Source organism: Pseudomonas sp. TE3552, assembly GCF_056278945.1.
Genome location: NZ_JBWBQJ010000001.1, coordinates 2,516,816 through 2,540,214 on the forward strand (window position 1 = coordinate 2,516,816; position 23,399 = coordinate 2,540,214).

A 23,399-nucleotide genomic window follows, 5' to 3' on the forward strand; every position below is an offset into this window, starting at 1 on the left:
CTACTCTCCACCAAGATCGGAAAAGGGTTTGAGCCCACTTAATAAACCGTACAAACCGTGCAACGGCACGGGTAGCCAGGTGGGTCGATTTTCGGCCTCATAGGCCACTTCATAAGCCGCCTTCTCCAGACCGAGCAACGCCAGCGCAGCGTCCTCGCCTTCAGGATCTTGCCATGCATGAGCAAGACTAGCTGCCGCCAGCCGATAAGCGTCGACAAATGCTTGCCGTGCCTCTCTCAGATAACGCTCGGCGACTCTTTGACGCGCCGCCTGGACGTCGGCGGTGTTATCGACGTTGTGCACGTTGATCGTCATCGCCGCGGCGTAATCGAAGGAGCGCAACACGCCGCTGACATCTTTATAGGGGCTGTGTTTGCCCCGGCGCTCACGCAGCGGCCGCGCCGGTTCACCCTCGAAATCGATCAGGTAGGCATCGCCCTTGATCACCAGCACCTGCCCCAGATGCAAGTCGCCATGCACGCGAATGCGCAGGCCACCGACCGCTTTCTTACCCAACTCCTGAACGTGGCTGAGGATGGCTTTTTTGTTATCCAGCAATCGACTGACCAATGCCTGGTCCGCCGCGTGCAGTTCAGTTTGATGCTGTTTGAGCAGCTTCAGGGCATGTTCCACTTGCGCCGCCACGTCCTTGGCCGAGGCCAGGGCATCTTTCTGGGTGGTGATCTGTGGGGCGAAGTCCGGGTTAGCGCTCGGGGCCGCCAGCACCTGATGCATTTCCCCCAGACGCTGGCCGAGCATGCCGGCAAAATCCTTCAGCTCGCCGAGGGCGTTGTAATGCTGCTCCTGTTCGGACACGGCATCGGCGAGTTCGTCGCGAAGCGCCCGTTCGAGGTTGTTCTGGGTCCACTCCCACGCATCGCCCTGATTGCTCAAATAGCCTTGGGCGATCATCAACAGCGTGTCCTCGCCCGCCGCGTCGCGACGGATCACCGCCCCCAGCAGCGGCGAAATATTGCGGAAACCGGCACCGGTCAGGTACGCGCTCATTTCCAGCTCCGGGTGCACGCCTGAGGCGACCTTGCGGATCAGTTTCAGCACCAGGCTGCCGCCGATCACCACCGAACTGTTGGATTGCTCGGCGGACAGGTAACGCACCTCCGACTCGGCGCTCAGGCCGAGCCTGGCCAATTCGTCGGTAGGTTCGAAGCGGATCTCGCCGCCATCCGACGGCAACACCATGCTGGCCTGCATGCTCTGCAACACAGCATGAATAAAGCTCTCGAGGCTGAAGGCGTCGGTGATCAGGCCGACCTGACGACCGCGCCGGACCCTGGCCAGTGCCAATTGCTGCGGCAACGCCGCGCCAACCTGTTCCTCGGAGATAAAACCGAAAGGCAGTTGATAACGACTGGTCTGCCCGCCGCTGGTGACGTCGATTTCACCCAGCAGCACTGGATGCTGCGGATCGCCGAAGCGCACGCCGTAAGCAAGGTTGACCTTGTCGATAGCGCCGTCCTTACCGGCGAACCAGCGGCGGTTCTGCAACCAGCTCGGCAGCACGCCCTGCTCCAGCGCGTGGCGGCTCGGCGCTTCGAGCAGCTCTTCCATGCGTTTCTTCAGCACCAGAGTGGTGAAGTCCGGCAAGCTTTGCGCCGGCTCCACGTGCCAGCTTGGCATTTGGTTTTCCGCCGCCAGCCCGAACCAATAGAAACCGTAAGGCGCCAGTGTCAGCAGGAAATTCAACTGGCCGATGGGCGGGAACGCATTGCCACCGAGCATCTCCACCGGAACCATGCCGACGTACGCCGACAGGTCCAGCTCCGCCGCTTGCGCGCTGCGGGACACGTTGGCCACACACAGAATGACCTCGTACTTGCCGTCCGCACCGGTGTATTCGCGGGTATAAGCCAGAATCCGCCGATTGCTCGGCGAGAGCATCTTCAGCGTCCCGCGACCGAAAGCCTTGGACTGCTTGCGCACCGCGAGCAGGCGCCGGTTCCAGTTCAACAACGAATGCGGGTCACCGGCCTGGGTTTCGACGTTGACCGACAGGTAGCCGTAGAGCGGGTCCATGATCGGCGGCAGCACCAGGCTGGCCGGATCGGCGCGGGAGAAACCACCATTACGGTCGATGGACCATTGCATCGGCGTGCGCACCCCATCGCGATCGCCGAGGTAGATGTTGTCGCCCATGCCGATTTCATCGCCGTAATACAGGGTCGGCGTGCCAGGCATCGACAGCAGCAGACTGTTGAGCAGTTCCACCCGGCGGCGATCACGTTCCATCAACGGCGCCAGGCGCCGACGAATCCCCAGGTTGATCCGCGCCCGACGGTCGGCCGCGTAGTAATTCCACAGGTAGTCGCGCTCCCTGTCGGTGACCATCTCCAGGGTCAGCTCATCGTGATTGCGCAGGAAAATCGCCCATTGGCAGTTGGCCGGAATTTCTGGAGTCTGGCGCAGAATGTCGGTGATCGGGAAACGATCTTCCTGGGCCAGCGCCATGTACATGCGCGGCATCAACGGGAAGTGAAAGGCCATGTGGCATTCGTCGCCGTTCTGGCCGCTGGCGTCTGTGTTGCCGAAGTACAACTGGGTGTCCTCCGGCCACTGATTGGCCTCGGCCAGTAGCATGCGGTCGGGGTAATTGGCGTCGATCTCGGCGCGGATCTGCTTGAGGACGTCGTGGGTCTCGGGGAGGTTTTCATTGTTGGTGCCATCGCGCTCGATCAGGTACGGGATCGCGTCCAGCCGCAGACCGTCGATGCCCATGTCGAGCCAGTAACGCATCACCGACAACACCGCTTTCATCACTTGCGGGTTGTCGAAATTCAGGTCCGGCTGATGGGAATAGAAACGGTGCCAGAAGTACTGACCGGCCACCGGGTCCCAGGTCCAGTTGGACTTTTCGGTGTCGAGAAAGATGATGCGGGTGCCGTCGTATTTCTGGTCGTTATCGGACCAGACATAGAAGTCACGGGCCGCCGAGCCGGGTTTGGCCTTGCGCGCACGCTGGAACCACGGGTGCTGGTCCGAGGTGTGGTTGATGACCAATTCGGTAATCACCCGCAGGCCACGTTTATGGGCCTCGAAAATGAAGCGCTTGGCATCGGCCATGGTGCCGTAGTCGGCGTGTACGCCACGGTATTCGGCGATGTCATAGCCATCGTCGCGCCGTGGTGAGGGGTAGAACGGCAACAGCCAGATGGTGTTGACGCCGAGGTCGGCGATGTAATCGAGTTTGGCGATAAGGCCGGGAAAGTCGCCGATCCCGTCATTGTTGGAGTCGAAAAAAGACTTAACGTGAACCTGGTAAATCACCGCATCCTTGTACCAGAGCGGGTCCTTGATGAAGGTGGCTGACCTGGGTTTCTTCGCCATTTGTAACTCCTGTTGAAGAATTCGTCATGAGCCGAGCACCAACTGATGGTGATGGTGCTTTTGTGGCGAGGGGGCTTGCCCCCGTTCGGCTGCGAAGCAGTCGTAAACCTGTGTATCTGAATCTGGCTGGGGGAATGTATTGCCTGGGTTATGTGGGGGCCGCTTCGCGACCCAACGGGGGCAAGCCCCCTCGCCACAGGCAAGCCCCCTCGCCACAGAGCCTGCTCGCCACAGTCAAGAAGCGGTAATCCTCCAAATCCCGAACGGCAGATGCCACGGCTCGATCCGCATGAACTGGTATTTGCCATGCCAGGTCCAGCGGTGGCCGTTCATCAAGTCTTCGCCCTGGGTGCTGGCATCGTCGGGCAGGCCCATTTCCCACAGCGGCAATTCGAAATTCGCTTCCTGGGCGTGATGCGGATCGAGACTGACGGCCACCAGAATGAAATTGCTGCCGTCAACGCTGCGCTTGCCGAAGTACAGAATGTTGTCGTTCCAGGCGTTGTAGACCTTCAGGCCCAGATGGGTGTGCAGCGCCGGGTTCTGTCGGCGGATACGGTTGAGCTGGGCGATTTCGGCAATGATGTTGCCCGGCGCATTGAAGTCCCGTGGGCGGATTTCATACTTCTCGGAATTGAGGTATTCCTCCCGGCCCGGCACTGGTGCCGCTTCACATAGCTCAAACCCCGAATACATGCCCCACAGGCCGGAGCCCATGGTCGCCAGCGCGGCACGGATGAGAAAACCGGGGCGTCCGGATTCATGCAGGAACGCCGGGTTGATGTCCGGGGTGTTGACGAAAAAATTCGGCCGGTAGCATTCACGCCACGGCGACTCGTTGAGTTCGGTGAAATAGGTCGCCAGCTCGGTCTTGGTGTTACGCCAGGTGAAATAGGTGTAGCTCTGGGAATAACCGACCTTGCCCAGACGCGCCATCATCGCCGGCGTGGTAAAGGCTTCGGCCAGGAAGATCACCTCGGGGTACAGCGCCCGCACATCGGCGATCATCCACTGCCAGAACGGCAACGGTTTGGTGTGGGGGTTGTCGACGCGAAACAGCTTCACGCCCTCCTCGACCCAGCCCACCACAATGTCCCGCAACTCGAGCCACAGGCCGGGAATCGCGTCCACGGCATAGAAGTCGACGTTGACGATGTCCTGGTATTTCTTCGGCGGGTTCTCGGCGTATTTGATTGTGCCGTCCGGCCGCCAGTTGAACCAGCCCGGATGCTGTTTGAGCCACGGGTGATCCTGGGAACACTGAATTGCAAAGTCGAGGGCGACTTCCAGCCCATGCTCGGCGGCGGCCGCGACGAGCCGGCGAAAATCTTCGCGAGTGCCCAGTTCCGAGTGAATCGCCTCATGCCCGCCCTCTTCACTGCCGATGGCATAAGGGCTGCCCGGATCGTCGGGGCCGGCGATCAATGAGTTGTTCGGGCCTTTGCGGTAACTGCGGCCGATCGGGTGGATCGGCGTGAAGTACAGCACATCAAAGCCCATGTCCTGGATCATCGCCAGCCGCGAATGCACGTCGTTGAAGGTGCCATGGCGGGCCGGATCGTCGGTGATCGAGCGCGGAAACAATTCATACCAACTGGCGAACTGCGCAAGCGTGCGCTCCACGTCCACCGGGTATTCAGGGCTCAGGCTCAGGAAGGGACGATGGTCGGCCTGGGCCATCAAGTCCGCGCTGCGTTGGTGCAGAAACAAGGCGACCTGCTCGGTTTCGAGCAGACCGGACAGCTTATGGTGCAACGCCGCCAGTTGCTCACTGAGGGGGCCTTCGCTGCGTTCGGCCGCCTGCTGGACATGCGTGCGGCCTTCCTGCAATTCCAGACTGACCGAAACGCCGGCGTCGTGCTTTTTTTTCAGCTCATAACAAAAGCTGGCGAACTGATCGATCCAGGCTTCGAGGCAGAACACATAACGGCCCTGCTTCTGGACCCGGAACTGGCCCTGCCAGCCGTTATTACCCAGCTCGGCCATCACCTCGCTCTGCCAGATTTCGTCGCTGTCGGCACGCCAGCGAATTCGCACCGCCAGTTTTTCGTGACCATCGGCAAACACTTTGCTGGTCACCACCACGTCCTGGTCGACCACGGCTTTCACGGCGAATTGCCCGCCATCGAGGGTCGGCATGGTGTTTTCGAACACGATGCGCGGCAGCAGTAAAGCCTGGGACAGCGGGATATGAGGGTTGTAGCTCAGCTCTGTGGGTTTTTCAGCGGTCATCGAGCATCTCTCCTTTACGCCCCAAGGACGCTCTTGTGCCTGGTCGCCATTCACATGGAGCGTGTCCGCCCCGACATGAACTCACTTAGGTTCCGAGCGGCAAGCGCCGGTAAAAGTTCAGAGGGTTTGCCAATTTTTCGGGGAATCAAATCCCCCATCCATGTGTCAATCCACTTAAGCACGACTCGCGCCACCTGCCACCGGAGACGGCATCGATGAACATTCCCACCCCGCCAGAAACACCCGATCCGAACATCGACAAGCCGACGCTGCCACCGACACAACCCACACCACCGACCGAGCCCGCCCCGGTCCCAGAACAGGAACCGCCGGGTGAACCGCCCCCACCATTAATCGGTTGCACAGAACGATGAGCGGCAGCTGCGTCCTAACGATCTAGAACCTGCAAAAAAGGACACCCCCATGACCGTGCGCATCGAAAACCAGACCTGCTTCTTCATCACCCAAAACGGCGAAGAAATTCGTCTTTGCCCCGACGTCACCATCATCACCGACCCGGAAAAGGCCATGTCGGCGGTCGAGCTCGACGGCCAGCGCATCTACATCACCGAAGCAGAAGCCGATGCATTGACCGTAGCAGGCGCAGTGGACGGTCGCCGGCATTTGAAGGCCACCGACAGTGATTCGGTGATTTGACTGACCTGCATCAACACGCGCCGCAAACACCTGACACGAGCGTTTGCGGCCAGCCATTGCGGGTGCATCAAGTTGTCGCAGGCGGGTGCCGGCAGCCCATCTGATCCGCTTTTTATTGCTTTAGCTGAGTCTGTTATGCAAACAGATCGCTGGTCATAGTGCTCAGGCCTGATGGAGGCTGATGAGCGAAAGACCATGAGCGATAGAATCCCCGTCCGATTAGTAGAAAGCGCCCCGGCAGTACAGCACTATGAGCCTTCGCGTCCAAAGATGAAGGCCAAGTCCAGCGACAACCTGATCCACACCCGCAGCTTCACTGGTTTGTTCCGCACCCTGCGCATGAGCGGCGCGGGGTTTCTGTTTGTGCTGTTCTTCGGCACGGTGTGGCTGAACTGGGGCGGCCGCCAGGCGGTGCTCTGGGACCTTGCCGACAGTAAATTCCACATCTTCGGCGCGACCTTCTGGCCGCAGGATTTCATTCTGCTCTCGGCACTGCTGATCATTGCCGCATTCGGCCTGTTTGCGATCACCGTGTTCGCCGGCCGGGTCTGGTGCGGCTACACCTGCCCGCAGAGTTCCTGGACCTGGATCTTCATGTGGTGCGAGAAGATCACCGAAGGCGAGCGCAACCAGCGAATCAAGCTGCAAGCCGCGCCCTGGGGCCTGAACAAACTGCTTCGTCGCTCGGCCAAGCACACCCTGTGGCTGGCGATCAGCCTGCTCACCGGCCTGACCTTTGTCGGCTATTTCACGCCGATCCGGCCACTGGCCGAAGAACTGCTGACCTTGCAAATCGGCGGGGTCAGCCTGTTCTGGGTGCTGTTTTTCACCGGTGCCACCTACATCAATGCCGGTTGGCTGCGCGAAGCGGTGTGCATGCACATGTGCCCGTATGCGCGGTTCCAGAGCGTGATGTTCGACAAAGACACCCTGACCATTTCCTACGACGTGGCGCGCGGCGAAAACCGTGGCCCGCGCAAACGCGACGTGAAACCGGCCGAGGTCGGACTGGGTGATTGCATCGACTGCCAGTTGTGCGTGCAGGTTTGCCCGACCGGCATCGATATCCGCGATGGCTTGCAGATGGAATGCATCGGTTGCGCCGCGTGTATCGACGCCTGCGATTCGATCATGGACAAAATGGGCTACGCCCGTGGGCTGATCAGCTACACCTCGGAGCATCAATTGCAGGGTGGCAAGACCCATCTGCTGCGCCCGCGCTTGATCGGTTATACCGCGGTGCTGCTGGTGATGATCGGCGCCCTCGCCCTGGCGCTGGTGGAACGGCCGATGGTGTCGCTGGACGTGAGCAAGGACCGCGGCCTGTTCCGCGAGAACAGTGAAGGCCAGATCGAAAACATCTACAGCCTGAAGGTCATCAACAAGACCCAGCAACGTCAGGATTACCGCCTGACGCTGGTCGATGGCGACGGCTTCCAGTTGCAAGGCAAGACCGAACTGAGCCTGGCCCCCGGTGAGATCGTTGACGTACCGGTATCGGTGGCTATGACCGTGGAACGGCCGAGCAGCAGCTCGCAGACCATCAGCTTCAAGATTGTCGACAGCGATGAGCCAGACATCCACAGCGTGGCCAAGAGCCGGTTTGTTGCACCGATGAACCGTTGAGCCTTTAAGATGCAATCCTTTGTCCTGTGGCGAGGGGGCTTGCCCCCGTTCGGCTGCGAAGCAGTCGTAAAACCTGCATGTCAGATTCTCTTGTATGAACAAATGAAGGGGCTGCTGCGCAACCCAACGGGGGCAAGCCCCCTCGCCACATAAAGCTCCATTTGCCCAATAGCGCGCTCCAAACCGGGACTTAAATGAAACGCTACGAAAAATTCGCCGACGACATCGCTGAACTGATCCGCTCCGGCGTCCTCGGTCCTGGCCAGCGGGTGCCTTCGGTGCGCTACGCCAGCCAGACTTACGGGGTCAGCCCGTCCACGGTGTTCCAGGCCTATTACCTGCTTGAGCGCCGCGGCCTGATCCGCGCCCGGCCGCGCTCCGGTTACTTCGTCAATACCCATGCACCGAGCCCGTTTTCGGAGCCGGTGATCAGCAGCCAGGTCAACGAGTCCACCGAAGTCGACGTCAGCGAACTGGTGTTCTCGGTACTGGACTCGATCAAGGACCCGAACACCGTGCCCTTCGGCTCGGCCTTCCCCAGCCCCACGCTGTTCCCGCTGCAGCGGCTGTCGCGCTCACTGGCCAGCGCCGCCCGGGAGATGGACCCGCGCATGGTGGTCACCGACATGTCGCCGGGTAACCCGCAATTGCGCCGGCAAATCGCCCTGCGCTACATGGTCGGCGGGCTGATGCTGCCGATGGAAGAACTGCTGATCACCAACGGCGCGCTGGAAGCGCTGAACCTGTGCCTGCAAGCCGTCACCGAGCCCGGGGACCTGGTGGCCATCGAAGCCCCGGCGTTTTACGCCAGCCTGCAAGTGCTGGAACGGCTGAAGCTCAAAGCGGTGGAAATTCCCGTGCACCCGCGCGACGGCATCGACCTTGGCGTGCTGGCCCAGACGCTGGAACGACATCCGATCAAAGCCTGCTGGTGCATGACCAGTTTCCAGAACCCGATGGGCGCGACCATGCCCGAGGCGAAGAAGCAGGAACTGGTGGAGCTGTTGCGCCGTCATCAAGTGCCGCTGATCGAGGACGACGTCTACGCCGAGCTTTATTACGGGCAACAGGCACCAAAACCGGCCAAGGCTTTCGACACCGAAGGGCTGGTGATGCACTGCGGTTCGTTCGCCAAGAGCCTGGCGCCCGGTTACCGCATCGGCTGGGTCGCGGCCGGGCGTTATGCACAAAAAATCGAACGTCTGAAACTCATGACCTCGCTCTGCGCCTCAATGCCGGCCCAGGCTGCCATCGCCGACTACCTGCAACATGGCGGCTACGACCGGCACCTGCGCAAACTGCGCTACGCCCTGGAAGAACAGCAAAGCGCCATGCTCGCCGCCATCGCCCGCTACTTCCCGGCGCAGACCCGCGTCAGCCAACCGGCCGGCGGCTACTTCCTGTGGCTGGAGCTGCCGCTGCAGATGGACTCGCTGAAGCTCTTTCAAATGGCGCTGGCGCAAGGAATCAGCATTGCGCCGGGGCCGATTTTTTCACCGACCCAGCGCTTCAGGAATTGTATCCGGCTGAACTACGGCAGCCCGTGGACTGAGGATTCGGAGAAGGCGATGGAGACGTTGGGGCGGATTGTGCGGTCGTTCTGAAAGTTCGGTGTCGTTTGAAAGATTGCTATCGCGAGCAGGCTGCTCGCGATAGGGCCAGAACAGATAACACCACTCTAAGGTTTAACGCCCACCACCCAGATCGACGAACGTCCCGGTCGCATACGACGCTTTATCCGACAACAGCCAGACAATCGCCTCCGCCACTTCATCCGGCCGCCCACCCCGGGCCATCGGGATCGCCGATTCCAGCTTGCTGACCCGATCCGGATCGCCGCTCAAGGCATGGAAATCGGTGTAGATGTAGCCCGGGCGCACCGCGTTGACACGAATGCCCTCGCCCGCCACTTCTTTGGACAGGCCGATGGTGAAGGTGTCCAGCGCGCCTTTGGACGCCGCGTAGTCGACATATTCGCTGGGAGCGCCCAAGCGTGCAGCGACCGACGACACATTGACGATGCTGCCACCCTGCCCGCCGTGTTTGGGCGACATGCGCAATATCGCGTGTTTGGCGCAGAGGATCGGTGCCAGGATGTTGGTCTTGAGGATTTTGAGAATACGGAATTCGGACATTTCGTCGATCCGCGACTTTTGCCCGACGGTGCCGGCGTTGTTCACCAGCGCCGTGACCCGACCCAGTTCGGTGTCCACCCGGTGAAACAGGCCGATCACTTCGTCTTCGATGCTGACGTCGGCGCGCACCGCAATGGCTTGGGCGCCCAGTGCGCGGACTTGTTCCAGCACACTTTGCGCCGCCTGTTCGTCGGACTGATAGTTGATACAGATCCGATAGCCCTGCTCTGCGGCCAACAGGGCCGTGGCGGCGCCGATTCCGCGGCTGCCGCCCGTGATGACGATGACTTTGTCCATGTTGGCTTTCCCCCGTTTCAAGCGTAAGCAGTCGGGGCCAAGAATAACCGCCATTGGCGGGTTTTGCATGGGCCTGCGTCAATTCCAATGACGACAACCTGTGGTGAGGGGGCTCCGTGGCGAGGGGGCTTGCCCCCGTTGGGCCGCGAAGCGGCCCCCTTCGATTTTTCATCCTGACCGAGTTGCCTGAATTTACGACTGCTTCGCAGCCGAACGGGGGCAAGCCCCCTCGCCACAGAGCTCCCTCGCCACAGGTCTGCCCCCAGTAAGCTGCCCAGTTTCAGCCAGCCGCCAATTGCTCCCCACGGTGAATGTCGGCCATGAAGCGATCGGCGGGCAGCGGGTGTCCCAGCAGGTAGCCCTGCAACGAGTCGCAGCCCAGTTGGGTCAGGAAGTCTTGCTGGACACCGGTTTCCACCCCTTCGGCCACGATCCGCAAGCCCAATGCCTGGCCCAGGGCGACGATGGCTGAGACGATGGCCGCGTCGTCGCTGTCATGCTCCAGATCGCGGACGAAACCCCGATCGATCTTCAATTCATTGGCCGGCAGACGCTTGAGGTACATCAAGCTGGAATAGCCGGTGCCAAAGTCATCGATGGACAGGTCGACGCCCATTTCCGAAAGCTCCCGCAGCACCGTCATGCTCGCATCGGCGTCGCTCATGGCGGTGGTTTCGGTGATTTCCAGGGTCAGGCTGTTGGCCGGCAAATGATGCGCGGCCAAAGCCTTGGCGACGCTCTGCACCAGCCCAGCGTGGCAGAACTGCAGGGCCGAGAGGTTCACCGCAATGCGCCAGTCGGTATAACCGAGTACATACCACTCGCGCATCTGCCGGCACGCTTCGTTGAGTACCCATTCGCCAATCGGAATGATCAGGCCGGTCTTCTCTGCCAGGTCAATGAACGTGTCCGGCTGAAGCATGCCCTGGGTCGGGTGTTCCCAGCGCAGCAACGCCTCGGCACCCACCGGTCGGCCATGGCCGGCGTCGAACTTGGGCTGGTAATAGAGGCTGAATTGCTGCTGATCCAGGGCGTTGCGCAAGTCCTGAAGCAATTGCAGCTGTTTGCGCGCGTTGCTGTTCATCGAGGCGTCGAAGAAGCTGTGGCCGTTTTTTCCAGCGCCCTTGGCGTGGTACATCGCCGCGTCGGCGTTCATCAGCAACTCCTCGGCGGTTTGACCGTTACCCGGATAGAGCGCGATGCCGACGCTGGCGGAAATCTGCAAGTGATGTTCTTCGACCCTGAACGAACGTGCGATCAACCCGACCTGACGCGCCGCCAGGTTCAGCGCGTCGTTCGGCTCGCTGAGTTGCACCAGCAGCACAAATTCGTCGCCGCCGATGCGGGCCAGGGTGTCCTGGCTGCGCAAATCCTCACGCAGGCGCAGGGCGACTTCACGCAGCAACTGGTCGCCCATGTGATGACCGAAGGCATCGTTGACTGGTTTGAAGCCGTCCAGATCAATGAACATCAACGCGAAACAGCCACCCTGCTCCTGCACCCTCGACATTGCCTGATCGATGCGATCGGCCAGCAATACCCGGTTCGGCAGCCCGGTCAGGGTGTCGTGCAGCGCCAGTTGGGTGAGTTCGCGATTGGCCTCGGTCAGCGAATGGGCCAGCTCCGCGGTGCGAGCTTCCAGGCGTGCATCGAGGATCGACGTCAGCAAGGCAATGCTCAACACCGCCAGGGTGGTGATCAGCACCAGGTTGTCCAGGCCATCGCCATTCAGGCCGCTGATGACCGCGCCACAGAAACTGCCATCGGCAAAACGCGCCGCGGCCATGCCGGTGTAGTGCATGCCGACGATGGCGATGCCCATGATGACCGCTGCACCGCCGCGGATCAGGCGAACATACGGCGCGTGCTGGCGCAGGCGAAAAGCGATCCATAACGCCGCGCCCGACGCACCGACGGCGATCAGCAGCGAGGCGCCAAACAGAGCCGGATCGTAATCGATGCCGGGCTGCATGAGCATGGCGGCCATGCCGGTGTAATGCATCGCGCTGATGCCGGCACCCATGACCAGCGCGCCGAACGCCAATTGCCAGGCTGGCAGTTTTGGCTGGCTGACCAGCCACAGGGCAAAGCCGCAGGACAGAACGGCGATCAACAGTGACAGTGATGTGAGGGTAACGTCGTAGCCCAGATCGATCGGCAGTTTGAACGCGAGCATGCCGATGAAATGCATCGACCACACACCAATCCCCATCGCAAAGGCCCCGCCCGCCGTCCATAGATGCACCGCTCGGCCCTTGGCCGTGGCGATGCGTCCGGTGAGGTCGAGCGCGGTATAAGAGGCAAGTATCGCCACACACAGCGATATGAAAACCAGCGTAATGGAATAACTACCGATGAGCATGGGACTTCTCGCGACCGCCCCCGCCGTACTGTGTCCGTTCTCGGGGAGCAAAGCCGGCGATTGTACTGATTCCGCGGGCGAACGCACTCACAAAGTAATCAAAAGGCCATCAAGATGATGTGGCGAGGGGGCTTGCCCCCGTTCGACTGCGAAGCAGTCGTAAGTCCAGGCAACTTGGTATATCTGAAAAATGTAGGGGGCCGCTTCGCGACCCAACGGGGGCAAGCCCCCTCGCCACAACAGCCCTCACCACAGCAAACTCCCTCACCACAGGGATTGTGTTACTCCTTGTCGCTCACCTGCAACTGCCCGTCCCACCCGCCGCCCAGCGCGGCAATCAACTGCACGCTAGCAATCAGCCGGCTCTGCAACAAACTGAGCGCATTGCGTTCGTTGTTCAACGCCGTGGCCTGGACCACCACCACATCCAGATAAGCAATCAGGCCGGCCTTGTACTGATTCCGGGTCAAGCGAAGGGACTCGCGCGCTGCATCCAGGGCTTCCTGGCGTACCTTGGCCTCGTCTTCCAGCACCTTGAGCTGCACCAGATAATTTTCCACTTCGCGAAAACCGTCGAGCACGGTCTGGCGGTACTTGGCGACTGTCTCGTCGTAGGCTGCTTCGCTACGATCGACTTCCGCCGAGCGCTGGCCGCCGTCGAACAGGGTCATGGCCAGTTGCGGGCCGACCGACCAGAAACGGTTCGGCACGCTGATCCAGTTGGCATAGGTGCTGCTGCTATAACCCCCGTTCATGCTCAGCGTCAGGTCCGGGTAGTAGGCAGCCTTCGCCACGCCGATGTTGGCGTTGGCGGCCATCACCGAGCGTTCGGCGGAGGCGATGTCCGGGCGGCGTTCCAGCAACTGCGAAGGCAGGCTCAGCGGCACCTGGGGCAGCGCCGGGATATCCTGGCTTTCGGCCAGGCTGAACTCGGCCGGCGGCAGGCCGATCAGTACGGCGATGGCGTTTTCGAACTGAGCGCGCTGCCAGATCAGGTCGACCATTTCTGCCTGGGTGGTTTTGAGCTGAGTGGTGGCCTGAGCCACCGCGTCCTTACCGGAGACCCCGGCGCGGTACTGGTTTTCGGTCATCGTCAGCGAGCGCTGATAAGCCTCGACTGTCGCTTCCAGCAGGCGTTTCTGTTCATCGATCACTCGAAGTTGCAGGTAGTTCTGCACCAACTCCGATTGCTGGCTCAGGCGCATCGCCGCCAGGTCGGCAAAACTCGCCTGGGCGTTGGCCGTGTCGGCCTCCAGCCCGCGGCGCAACTTGCCCCATATGTCGGCTTCCCAACTGACCCCGGCCTGCGCAGAGTAAGTGTCACGAATACCGCTGGACGAACTGCTCAGGCTCGAGCTGCTACTACCGGTGCCCTGGCTGGAGCGGCTTTTCCCCACCGTCAGGTCCACCGTCGGGAAAAACGCCCCCCGGGCACTGCGCACCAAGGCTTGGGCCTGACGATACTGAGCTTCGGATTGGGCGACGGTCTGGTTGGAAGCGTTGAGTTTTTCGATCAGGCCATTGAGCTGCTGGTCGCCATACAACTCCCACCAGGCACCGCGCGCCAACGAATCACTCGGGCTGGCCTGACGCCAGCCGGCAGCCTCTTTGTACTGCGCCGGCGCGGCGGTCTGCGGGCGCTGGTAATCCGGGCCGATGGCGCAGGCACTGAGCATCGCCACGCACAGCGACAGGCTCAGCAAACGCGAGCCTCGGGCTGTGATCAGCGGTGCAGCCAGGTTGATAAGCGAACGGTCAGTCATAGCGGAGTTTCCAGAGCAGCATCGGTACGCACCCCACGCCAGTGGTTGAAACGATGGCGCAGTTTGTCGAGATAGAGGTAAACCACCGGGGTGGTGTAAAGGGTCAGCACCTGGCTGAAGACCAGCCCGCCGATGATGGTCAGGCCCAGTGGCTGACGCATTTCCGCCCCTTCGGCGCGGCTCAGCAGCAACGGCAAGGCACCGAGGATCGCCGCCAGGGTGGTCATCAGAATCGGCCGCAGCCGTTGCAGGCAGGCGCTGCGGATCGACTCCAGCGGCTCCAGGCCTTGGCGCCGCTCCAGTTGCAGCGCCAGGTCGATCATCAGAATGGCGTTTTTCTTCACCACGCCGATCAGCAGGAATAGCCCCAACAAGGAGATCAGGCTGAACTCACCGCCCAGCACATAAATCGACAGCAACGCGCCGACTCCGGCCGACGGCAAGGTCGAAAGAATGGTCAGCGGATGAATGTAGCTTTCATACAGCACGCCCAGCACCAGGTACACCGCCACCAGCGCGCCGAGAATCATCCACGGCTGGCTCTTCTGGGTGGCGGCGAAGGCGTCGGCGGTGCCGGCCATTTTCGCGATCACGTCTTCCGGCAGGCCGACCTTGGCAATCGCCCGTTCGATGGCCGCCGAGCCCTGCTCCACCGTCACGCCTTCGGCCATGTCGAAGGCAATGCTTTCCGAAGCGAACTGGCCTTCGTGGCTGACCCGGTCGTTTTCCAGACTGCTTTCATAGTGGGCGATGGTCGACAACGGAATTCGCGCGCCGTCGGCAGTGATCACTTTGACCTGGTTCAGGGTGACCGGGTCCTGGGCGTATTTCGGATTGACCTCCATCACCACCTGATACTGGTTGAGGCTGTCGTAGATCGTCGAAATCTGCCGCTGACTGTAGGCGTTGTTCAGCACCGCTGTGACCATGTTCATGTCCACGCCCAACCGTTTGGCCTGATCGCGATCCACAATCAATGTCACTTGCTGGGCACCACGGCCTTCGCGCGCGTCAATCGCCGTCAGCTCAGGCAGGGCCTTGAAGGCGGCAACGACTTTCGGATACCACTCGCGTAATGCGCCGAGATCGCCACTTTGCAGGATGTAGGAATACTGTGAGGTGGTTTGCTCGCGCCCGCCGCCGAATTGCAGGTCCTGGTCGGCCATCAGCATCAATTGCGCACCGGGCACCTTGGGCATTTCCTTGCGCAAACGTTCGATGACTTTCTGCGCGGACAGGTTGCGTTCCTTGATCGGCTTGAGCCGCACCAGCATAAACGCGTTATTGGTGCCGTTGTTGCCACCGATAAACCCGGCGACGCTTTGCACCGCCTCGTCCTTCAACACCGCGCGGCGAAAGGTTTCCATCTTCGGCTGCATCACGCTGAACGACAGGCCATTATCGCCGCGCACGAAACCGATCAGCTGGCCGGTGTCTTGTTGGGGCAGAAATGTTTTAGGAACAACAACATACAGCGCGATGTTCACACCAATCGTCACGAACAGACTGAGCAAGGTCAGTCGGCGATGACGCAACACCCAGTCAAGACTGGTGGCGTATTTGCCGACCATCCACTGGTTGGTCCGCTGGCTCCAGCGTTGCAGGCGGTTTTCCTGCCCTGGCGTATGCGGCTTGAGCCAGCGCGCGCAGAGCATCGGCGTCAGCGTCAGCGACACCAGCAACGACACCACGATAGCCGCCGCCAGGGTGATGGAAAACTCGCGGAACAGGCTTTCGATGATCCCGCCCATGAACAGGATCGACAGGAACACCGCCACCAGCGAGACGTTCATCGACAGCAGCGTGAAGCCGACTTCCTGCGCCCCGAGGTACGCGGCCTTCATCGGCGGCACGCCCTTGTCGATGTGCCGGGAAATGTTCTCCAGCACCACGATGGCATCGTCCACTACCAGCCCGGTGGCCAGAATCAGCGCCATCAGCGACAGGTTGTTCAGGGAGAACCCGTAGAGGTACATCACCGCAAACGTGCCCACCAGCGACACCGGTACCGCCAGGGTCGGAATCAGCGAGGCGCGCAAGTTACCGAGGAACAGGAACACCACCAGAATCACCAGCGCCACGGCGATCAACAAGGTCATTTCCGCTTCGTGCAACGTAGCCTTGATCACCGGCGAACGGTCCATCGCCAGGTTCAGCTTGACGCTGGCCGGCAGCACCGCCTGCAATGCCGGCAACTGCGCCTTGATCTCGTTGACCGTCTCGATGATGTTGGCGCCAGCCTGGCGGTTGATTACTAGCAATACCGCCGCATCGTCGTTGAAGAACCCGCTGTTGTAGCGGTCCTCGACGCCGTCGCTGACCTTGGCCACATCCTTCAATCGCAGGGTCGCGCCGTCTGCGTAGTGAATGATCAGCGACTCGTAATCCTTGGCTTTTTCCAGCTGATCGTTGGCCTGGACCTGCCACAGCCGCTGGCCGTCTTCGACCGAGCCCTTGGGCCGGCGCACGTTGGCGTTGGCGATGGTGGTACGCACATCGTCCAGCGCCACGCCGTACTGGTTGAGCGCCTGGGGTTCGAGCTCGATGCGCACCGCCGGCAACGAACTGCCGCCGATCTGCACTTCACCTACGCCCTGCACCTGGGACAGGCTCTGGGAAAGTATCGTCGAGGCCAAGTCGTAGAGCTGGCCTTTTTCCAGCACATCCGAGGTCAGCGACAACACCATGATCGGCGCTTGCGATGGGTTGACCTTCTTGTAGGTCGGCATGCTGCGCATCCCGCTCGGCAGCAGGTTGCGCGAGGCGTTGATTGCCGCCTGCACTTCCCGCGCCGCGCCGTTGATGTCGCGGTCCAGGTCGAACTGCAGAATCACCCGGGTCGAGCCCTGACTGGAGCGGCTGCTCATGGTGTTGACCCCGGCGATGGTACCGAAGGAACGCTCCAGCGGCGTGGCCACGGTCGAGGCCATGACCTCCGGGCTCGCGCCGGGCAGACTGGCCTGAACCACGATCACCGGGAAATCCATCTGCGGCAGTGGCGATACCGGCAACAAGCCAAAGCTCACGCCGCCCAGCAACATGATCGCCAGGCTTAACAACATCGTTGCGACCGGGCGCTTGATGAAAGGTCCGGACAGGTTCATCGACGCCAGCTCCCGACATCCACCCCTGTGGGAGCGAACTGTGGCGAGGGGGCTTGCCCCCGTTTGAGTGCATAGCACTCACAAGATTCTTGGTACCTGAGAGAGTTGGGGTCTGCTTCGCAACCCAACGGGGGCAAGCCCCCTCGCCACAGTTTGCCGCCCGACGCCGTCATAGCGCCACCTCTTGGGCGTCGGACTTGCCGAAACGGCGTCCCAGCCGATCGAAGTACAGGTAGATCACCGGGGTGGTAAACAACGTCAGCACCTGACTCACCAGCAAGCCACCCACCATCACCAGACCCAAAGGCTGGCGCAGTTCCGCGCCGGAACCGGTGGCCAGCATCAGCGGCACCGCGCCGAACAACGCAGCCAGGGTGGTCATCAGAATCGGCCGGAAGCGCAGCAGCGCCGCCTGATAGATCGCGGTTTGCGGGTCCATGCCCTGATTACGCTCAGCCTCGAGGGCGAAGTCGATCATCATGATCGCGTTCTTTTTCACGATACCGATCAGCAGGATGATGCCAATGATCGCGATCATCCCCAGGTCATTGCCGCTCAACAACAGCGCCAGCAAGGCGCCGACCGCCGCCGAGGGCAAGGTCGAGAGAATGGTGATGGGGTGAATGTAACTCTCGTACAGCACGCCAAGCACGATGTACATGGTCACCACTGCCGCCAGAATCAGCAGCAAGGTACTCGACAGCGACGCCTGGAACGCTTCGGCCGCCCCCTGGAACTGGGTCTGCACGCCGATCGGCATGCCGATGTCTTTCTGCACCTGATCAATGATCTGCACCGCATGCCCCAGCGCCACGCCAGGCGCCAGGTTGAAGGACATCATCACCGCCGGGAACTGGCCGATGTGGGTGATCGCCAGTTGCGCCTGGCGCTCCTCGACATGCGCCAGGCTGGACAGGCGCACCTGCCCGCCATCGGTGGTCTTGACGTGAATCTGATTCAGCGCATCCGGGCCGATCTTCTCGCCGGACTGCGATTGCAGCACCACGCGGTATTGGCTGGCCTGGGTGTAAATGGTGGAAATCTGCCGCTGACCGAAGGCGTCGTACAGCGCATCGGTGATGTTCGACACTGATACGCCGACCCGCGACGCCGCATCGCGGTCGATTACCAGATAAACCTGCAAACCCTTGTCCTGCAAGTCACTGGCGACGTCGGTCAGCTCCGGCCGTTGCGCCAGCGCTTCCACCAGACGCCCGCTCCACAGGCTGAGCAACTCGGCATCCGGCGACGACATGCTGAACTGGTACTGCGTGCGGCTGACCCGGTCTTCGATGGTCAGGTCCTGCACCGGCTGCATGAACAGGCGTATGCCGATCAGCTTGTCCAGCTCCGGTTGCAGGCGCGCGATCACTTGGGTAGCACTCAGGTCGCGCTCGCTGTGGGATTTGAGGTTGATCAGCAGCCGGCCACTGTTCAGCGTCGAGTTGTCGCCGTCGACCCCGATATAGGACGACAGGCTCTCGACCGCCGGATCGGCCAGGATCACCTTGGCCAGTTCCTGCTGGCGCTCGCTCATCGCCGCAAAGGAAATCGACTGCGGCGCCTCGGATATGCCCTGGATCACCCCGGTGTCCTGCACCGGGAAGAAGCCCTTGGGCACCACCATGTACAGGAACACGGTCAACGCCAGCGTGCCGATGGCCACCATCAGTGTCAGCGGCTGGTGCTTGAGAACCCACTTTAACTTGCGCCCGTAAGCCGCGATCATCCAATCAATTGCAGCGCCACTGGAACGGTAGAACCGGCCCTGCTCCGCTTCCTTGGGTTCACGCTTGAGCAGCCGCGCGCACATCATTGGCGTGAGGGTCAGGGACACCACCAGGGAAATCAGGATCGCCACCGCCAGCGTGATCGCAAACTCGCGGAACAAACGCCCCACCACGTCCGCCATGAACAACAGCGGAATCAGTACCGCGATCAGCGACAGGGTCAGGGAAATCAGAGTGAAGCCGATCTGTTTGGCACCCTTGAGCGCGGCTTGCAGTGGGCTGTCACCCTCCTCGATGAAGCGGGAAATGTTCTCCAGCATCACGATGGCATCGTCCACCACGAAACCGGTGGCGATAGTCAGCGCCATCAGGGTCAGGTTATTGACCGAAAAGCCTGCGAGGTACATCACGCCGAAGGTGCCGATCAACGACAGCGGCACGGCCACCGATGGAATGATCGTGGCGCTGGCCCGCCGCAGGAACAGGAACGTGACCATCACCACCAGCGCGATGGCGATCAGCAATTCGTGTTGCACGTCGGTGACCGAGGCGCGGATGGTCTGGGTGCGGTCGGTGAGTACCGTGACGTCGAGGCCGGCCGGCAGGTTGTCGGTGATGCTCGGCAACAAGGCCTTGATGCGGTCGACCACTTCGATGACGTTGGCGCCGGGCTGACGCTGGATGTTCAGCAGCACGGCCTGGTTTTCATTGGCCCACGCCGCCAGACGTTCGTTTTCGGCACCGTCAACGATCTCTGCCACGTCCTTGAGCCGCAACGGCGCGCCGTTGCTGTAGGCCAGGATCAGGTTGGCGTAGTCCTTGGGTGAAGTCAGCTGGTCATTGGCGTCGAGCATCGACACCCGGGTCGGGCCGTCGAAGTTGCCCTTGGGCTGGTTGACGTTGGAAGCGCCGATCAACGTGCGCACGTCCGACAGGTTCAGGCCATTGGCCGCCAGGGCCTCGGGGTTGACCTTGATCCGCACCGCCTGACGCTGACCGCCGGCAATAGTGACCATGCCGACGCCGCTGATCTGGGCGATTTTCTGCGCCATGCGGGTATCGACCAAATCATTGAGTTTGGGCAGCAGCATGGTTTTGGAGGTGATGGCCAGGGTCAGCACCGGGGTGTCCGCCGGATTGACCTTGTTGTACACCGGCGGCGCCGGCAAATCCTTGGGCAGCAAATTGGTCGCTGCGTTGATCGCGGCCTGCACTTGCTGCTCGGCGACGTCCATGTTGATGTCGAGGCTGAACCGCAGGGTCAGCACCGAAGCGCCGCCGGAACTGGTGGACGCCATCTGGGTCAGGCCGGGCATCTGCCCGAACTGGCGCTCCAGTGGCGCGGTCACCGCACTGGTCATGACATCCGGGCTCGCGCCGGGATAGAGCGTCATGACGCGGATGGTCGGGTAATCGACCTGGGGCAATGCCGACACCGGCAGCAGCCGATAGGCGATCACGCCGGCCAGGATAATCGCCAGCATGCTCAGGGTCGTGGCGACCGGGCGAAGGATGAACAGCCGCGAGAGGTTCATGCGCCGCCCTTTTTCGCCTTGCCGGTGGTCGCCGGCTCAGTCGCGTCGGCTGCCGATTTGCCTTGCAGGTGCTCGGTCGGAGTGGTCGGTACATCCTTGCTGTCGTTGACCACTTCCACGTCACTGCCATCCTTCAGGCGGTCGGTGCCTTCCAGGACCACCCGATCGCCGACGGCCAGGCCTTCGGTAATCACGGTGTTTTCACCGTCGCTGGCACCGACTTTCAACTGACGGATCTTGACCTTCTTGTCGCCGTCCAGCGCATACACGAACGTGCCGTTGGTGCCGAACTGAATGGCGGCCGATGGCGCAAGCACCACATCCTTGAGGGTGTCGGCCAGCAGGTGGACGTTGACGAACTGGTTGGGGAACAGCGCTTGATCGCGGTTCTCGTAGCGGGCCTTGAATTTGAGGGTGCCGGTGGTGACGTCGATCTGGTTGTCCAGGCTCTGCAACACCCCCGTAGCCTGCAATTTGGTATCGCCACGGTCCCAGGCTTCGGCGGGCAGTTTGGCGCCGGTGCGATAACGGGCCAGTACGGTTTCCAGACTGTTTTCCGGCAAGGTAAAGGCCACGTTGATCGGTTGGGTCTGGGTGATGATCGCCAGCGCCGTAGTGTCGTTGGCCGCCACGAGGTTGCCAACGTCCAGCTGACGCAGGCCCACGCGCCCGGCGATCGGAGCGCGGATCTTGGTGAATTCCAGATTGAGCCTGGCGTCGTTGACCGCCGCCTGATTGGTCTTGACCGTGCCCTGGTACTGGCCGACCAAGGCTTCGGCGGTGTCCAGGGTTTGCTTGGCGATGCTGTCTTCGCGGTACAGGCCGCGATAGCGCTCGACATCGACCTGGGCGTTTTTCAGTTGCGCCTGATTCTGCAGCAAGGTGCCTTCGGCCTGGAGCAAGGCGTTCTGGTAAGGACGCGGATCGATCTCGGCCAGCAGGTCGCCCGCCTTGACCATTTGCCCTTCTTCGAACGAAATCTTGACCAGTTCGCCGCCCACCCGGCTGCGCACATTAATGGTGTTCAGCGCAGTCACGGTGCCCAGCGCCTTGTAATACAGCGGGAAATCACCCTTGACCGCCGGCGCCACACGCACCGGGACCGGCCCGGTCGCCCCGCCAAACCCCGGACGCATCCCCCCCGACCGCCCAGTGTGCCCGGCCACGGCTTTCTGCCCCGCACCTTCTTTCGGCGCAGCGCCGCCGGGCCAGAACTTCCAGCACAGAGCGGCGATGACCAACAGGACAAGCAGGCCAAACAGCCAGCGACGGGGACTACGGGAAGCGGAGGATTGCATTGAGTGATCAACCATTGGGCGCGTGGGCTTTTTTACATAAGGCTGAACGATAAGCACTGGCGGGTATTAAGCAAAGCGCCTTTACCGGCAATTTACCTTTGGCTTACAGAACAGGAGGTTTAGCTAAGACACTGAAGCACAAATGAAAACGGCCTGGACAGAGCCAGGCCGTTAACAATTGTAATAGTTTGCTTATTTCAGAACAGCGAGCGCTGCTTCGTAGTTCGGCTCTTGACCGATTTCGCTGACCAGTTCGCTGTGCAGAACCTTGTCGTTTTCGTCCAGAACCACGACGGCACGGGCAGTCAGGCCTTTGAGTGGGCCATCGGCAATCGCCACGCCGTAGTTCTCGATGAACTCGGCACCGCGCAGGGTCGACAGGTTTTGCACGTTTTCCAGGCCTTCGGCGCCGCAGAAACGAGCCTGGGCGAATGGCAGGTCAGCGGAGATGCACAGCACGACGGTGTTGGCGACATCGTTGGCCTGGGCGTTGAACTTGCGCACGGAAGTAGCGCAGGTCGGGGTGTCGATGCTTGGGAAGATGTTCAGCACTTTGCGCTTGCCGGCGAAGCTCGCCAGGGTCACGTCCGACAGATTGCCGGCAACCAGGGAAAAGGCTGGCGCCTGGGAACCGGCTTGTGGCAGTTGGCCGTTGACTTGAACCGGGTTGCCTTTGAGAGTGACTTGAGCCATGAACGGAGTCCTTCTGAACGTTGATGTGGAGAATTTTGACGAGGCCGAAGTTAACCACGAAATTGCCTGACGACCTATGCAAAAACACAAATTGTCATGAGCCGTGGAAAAGGAAAAACGACACAAAACCCTGTGGGAGCGTATACAGGCTGCTTAACCGAGCAGACGCAGCATATTGCGGTGCCGCGCCGCGAAGATCCGCCGCATGTACCCATTGACCAGCAGCCATTCCAAAGGCGCGCCGCCAATCGCCGCATAGGTCACCCGGTCGGTGTACAGCGTACCGCCCTTGCCCGCCGCCACGCGGTGTTCATGACGAAAGGCACGCAACGGCCCCTCGAGCATTTCATCGACGAAATGCGTGTCACCGACCTCGCGGATCACCACTGTCCAGCTCGACGGGATCACGTTGAACATCCAGTGCCGAAAGCGGAATTGGCGACCGGCTTCGATGCGCAGGTTACTCAAATCGATATCGCTCAACAGCGTGACTCGCTCTGGAAAGATCTTCGGGAAGTTCATGCCTTCCAGGCAGAAGTCGAGGACTTGTTCGGGGGTACGATTGGGGATCAGGGTGGTGAGTTCCAGTACAGGCATAGACCGTAACATTCCTTTATTTGGCGGG

13 protein-coding genes are annotated in these 23,399 nt (G+C 61.2%); 3 read left to right on the forward strand and 10 right to left on the reverse strand.

Annotated features, from left to right (window positions below; translation table 11 throughout):
• Together treS and ACZ9BB_RS11115 are read right to left on the reverse strand one after the other, a co-directional pair.
• Positions 1–3,342 (reverse strand): maltose alpha-D-glucosyltransferase, encoded by a 3,342-nt coding sequence (gene treS / locus ACZ9BB_RS11110; RefSeq protein ID WP_476213817.1) that lies wholly within the window; start codon positions 3,340–3,342, stop codon positions 1–3.
• 234 nt (positions 3,343–3,576) lie between these two features.
• Positions 3,577–5,574 (reverse strand): alpha-1,4-glucan--maltose-1-phosphate maltosyltransferase, encoded by a 1,998-nt coding sequence (locus ACZ9BB_RS11115; RefSeq protein ID WP_476213818.1) that lies wholly within the window; start codon positions 5,572–5,574, stop codon positions 3,577–3,579.
• 423 nt (positions 5,575–5,997) lie between these two features.
• Here ACZ9BB_RS11115 and ACZ9BB_RS11120 point away from each other — a divergent pair, with 423 nt between their 5' ends.
• The 3 genes from ACZ9BB_RS11120 (at position 5,998) to mapR (ending at position 9,461) form a co-directional block, all read left to right on the forward strand.
• Entirely contained in the window at positions 5,998–6,231 is a 234-nt protein-coding gene (locus ACZ9BB_RS11120; protein WP_476213819.1) for a DUF3203 family protein, read from the forward strand.
• 195 nt (positions 6,232–6,426) lie between these two features.
• Positions 6,427–7,857 carry a cytochrome c oxidase accessory protein CcoG gene (ccoG, locus tag ACZ9BB_RS11125; protein WP_476213820.1) on the forward strand — a complete coding sequence of 477 codons (1,431 nt, stop codon included), beginning with the start codon at positions 6,427–6,429 and terminating at the stop codon, positions 7,855–7,857.
• Positions 7,858–8,051: 194 nt separating this feature from the next.
• Positions 8,052–9,461, forward strand: a complete 1,410-nt coding sequence (mapR, locus tag ACZ9BB_RS11130; protein WP_476213821.1) for a GntR family transcriptional regulator MpaR — start codon at positions 8,052–8,054, stop codon at positions 9,459–9,461.
• Positions 9,462–9,542: 81 nt separating this feature from the next.
• Here mapR and ACZ9BB_RS11135 read toward each other — a convergent pair whose 3' ends face one another.
• From ACZ9BB_RS11135 to ACZ9BB_RS11170, 8 genes are all read right to left on the reverse strand, one after another.
• Positions 9,543–10,289 carry an SDR family oxidoreductase gene (locus tag ACZ9BB_RS11135; RefSeq protein WP_476213822.1) on the reverse strand — a complete coding sequence of 249 codons (747 nt, stop codon included), beginning with the start codon at positions 10,287–10,289 and terminating at the stop codon, positions 9,543–9,545.
• Positions 10,290–10,569: 280 nt separating this feature from the next.
• Positions 10,570–12,651: a putative bifunctional diguanylate cyclase/phosphodiesterase gene (locus tag ACZ9BB_RS11140; protein WP_476213823.1), complete on the reverse strand. Its 2,082-nt coding sequence runs from the start codon at positions 12,649–12,651 to the stop codon at positions 10,570–10,572.
• Between the two features lie 281 nt (positions 12,652–12,932).
• A complete protein-coding gene (locus ACZ9BB_RS11145) occupies positions 12,933–14,414 on the reverse strand; it encodes an efflux transporter outer membrane subunit (protein WP_476213824.1) in 1,482 nt (493 codons plus the stop codon).
• Complete coding sequence (locus tag ACZ9BB_RS11150; RefSeq protein WP_476213825.1) at positions 14,411–17,518, reverse strand: efflux RND transporter permease subunit; 3,108 nt, start codon at positions 17,516–17,518, stop codon at positions 14,411–14,413. Before ACZ9BB_RS11150 ends, ACZ9BB_RS11145 begins: the two co-directional genes overlap by 4 nt.
• A gap of 169 nt (positions 17,519–17,687) precedes the next feature.
• Positions 17,688–20,783 (reverse strand): MdtB/MuxB family multidrug efflux RND transporter permease subunit, encoded by a 3,096-nt coding sequence (locus tag ACZ9BB_RS11155; protein ID WP_476213826.1) that lies wholly within the window; start codon positions 20,781–20,783, stop codon positions 17,688–17,690.
• Complete coding sequence (locus tag ACZ9BB_RS11160) at positions 20,780–22,096, reverse strand: MdtA/MuxA family multidrug efflux RND transporter periplasmic adaptor subunit (RefSeq protein WP_476213827.1); 1,317 nt, start codon at positions 22,094–22,096, stop codon at positions 20,780–20,782. Before ACZ9BB_RS11160 ends, ACZ9BB_RS11155 begins: the two co-directional genes overlap by 4 nt.
• 177 nt (positions 22,097–22,273) lie before the next feature.
• A complete protein-coding gene (gene tpx / locus ACZ9BB_RS11165) occupies positions 22,274–22,774 on the reverse strand; it encodes a thiol peroxidase (protein WP_123359645.1) in 501 nt (166 codons plus the stop codon).
• Between the two features lie 153 nt (positions 22,775–22,927).
• Entirely contained in the window at positions 22,928–23,371 is a 444-nt protein-coding gene (locus ACZ9BB_RS11170) for an SRPBCC family protein (protein ID WP_476213828.1), read from the reverse strand.
• Positions 23,372–23,399: the final 28 nt, after the last annotated feature.

What these genes read in the sequence shown, in the direction of transcription:
- treS (WP_476213817.1), bottom strand. Translation starts at nt 3,342, where the DNA reads ATGGCGAAGAAACCCAGGTCAGCCACCTTCATCAAGGACCCGCTCTGG.
- ACZ9BB_RS11115 (WP_476213818.1), bottom strand. Translation starts at nt 5,574, where the DNA reads ATGACCGCTGAAAAACCCACAGAGCTGAGCTACAACCCTCATATCCCG.
- ACZ9BB_RS11120 (WP_476213819.1), top strand. Translation starts at nt 5,998, where the DNA reads ATGACCGTGCGCATCGAAAACCAGACCTGCTTCTTCATCACCCAAAAC.
- ccoG (WP_476213820.1), top strand. Translation starts at nt 6,427, where the DNA reads ATGAGCGATAGAATCCCCGTCCGATTAGTAGAAAGCGCCCCGGCAGTA.
- mapR (WP_476213821.1), top strand. Translation starts at nt 8,052, where the DNA reads ATGAAACGCTACGAAAAATTCGCCGACGACATCGCTGAACTGATCCGC.
- ACZ9BB_RS11135 (WP_476213822.1), bottom strand. Translation starts at nt 10,289, where the DNA reads ATGGACAAAGTCATCGTCATCACGGGCGGCAGCCGCGGAATCGGCGCC.
- ACZ9BB_RS11140 (WP_476213823.1), bottom strand. Translation starts at nt 12,651, where the DNA reads ATGCTCATCGGTAGTTATTCCATTACGCTGGTTTTCATATCGCTGTGT.
- ACZ9BB_RS11145 (WP_476213824.1), bottom strand. Translation starts at nt 14,414, where the DNA reads ATGACTGACCGTTCGCTTATCAACCTGGCTGCACCGCTGATCACAGCC.
- ACZ9BB_RS11150 (WP_476213825.1), bottom strand. Translation starts at nt 17,518, where the DNA reads ATGAACCTGTCCGGACCTTTCATCAAGCGCCCGGTCGCAACGATGTTG.
- ACZ9BB_RS11155 (WP_476213826.1), bottom strand. Translation starts at nt 20,783, where the DNA reads ATGAACCTCTCGCGGCTGTTCATCCTTCGCCCGGTCGCCACGACCCTG.
- ACZ9BB_RS11160 (WP_476213827.1), bottom strand. Translation starts at nt 22,096, where the DNA reads ATGGTTGATCACTCAATGCAATCCTCCGCTTCCCGTAGTCCCCGTCGC.
- tpx (WP_123359645.1), bottom strand. Translation starts at nt 22,774, where the DNA reads ATGGCTCAAGTCACTCTCAAAGGCAACCCGGTTCAAGTCAACGGCCAA.
- ACZ9BB_RS11170 (WP_476213828.1), bottom strand. Translation starts at nt 23,371, where the DNA reads ATGCCTGTACTGGAACTCACCACCCTGATCCCCAATCGTACCCCCGAA.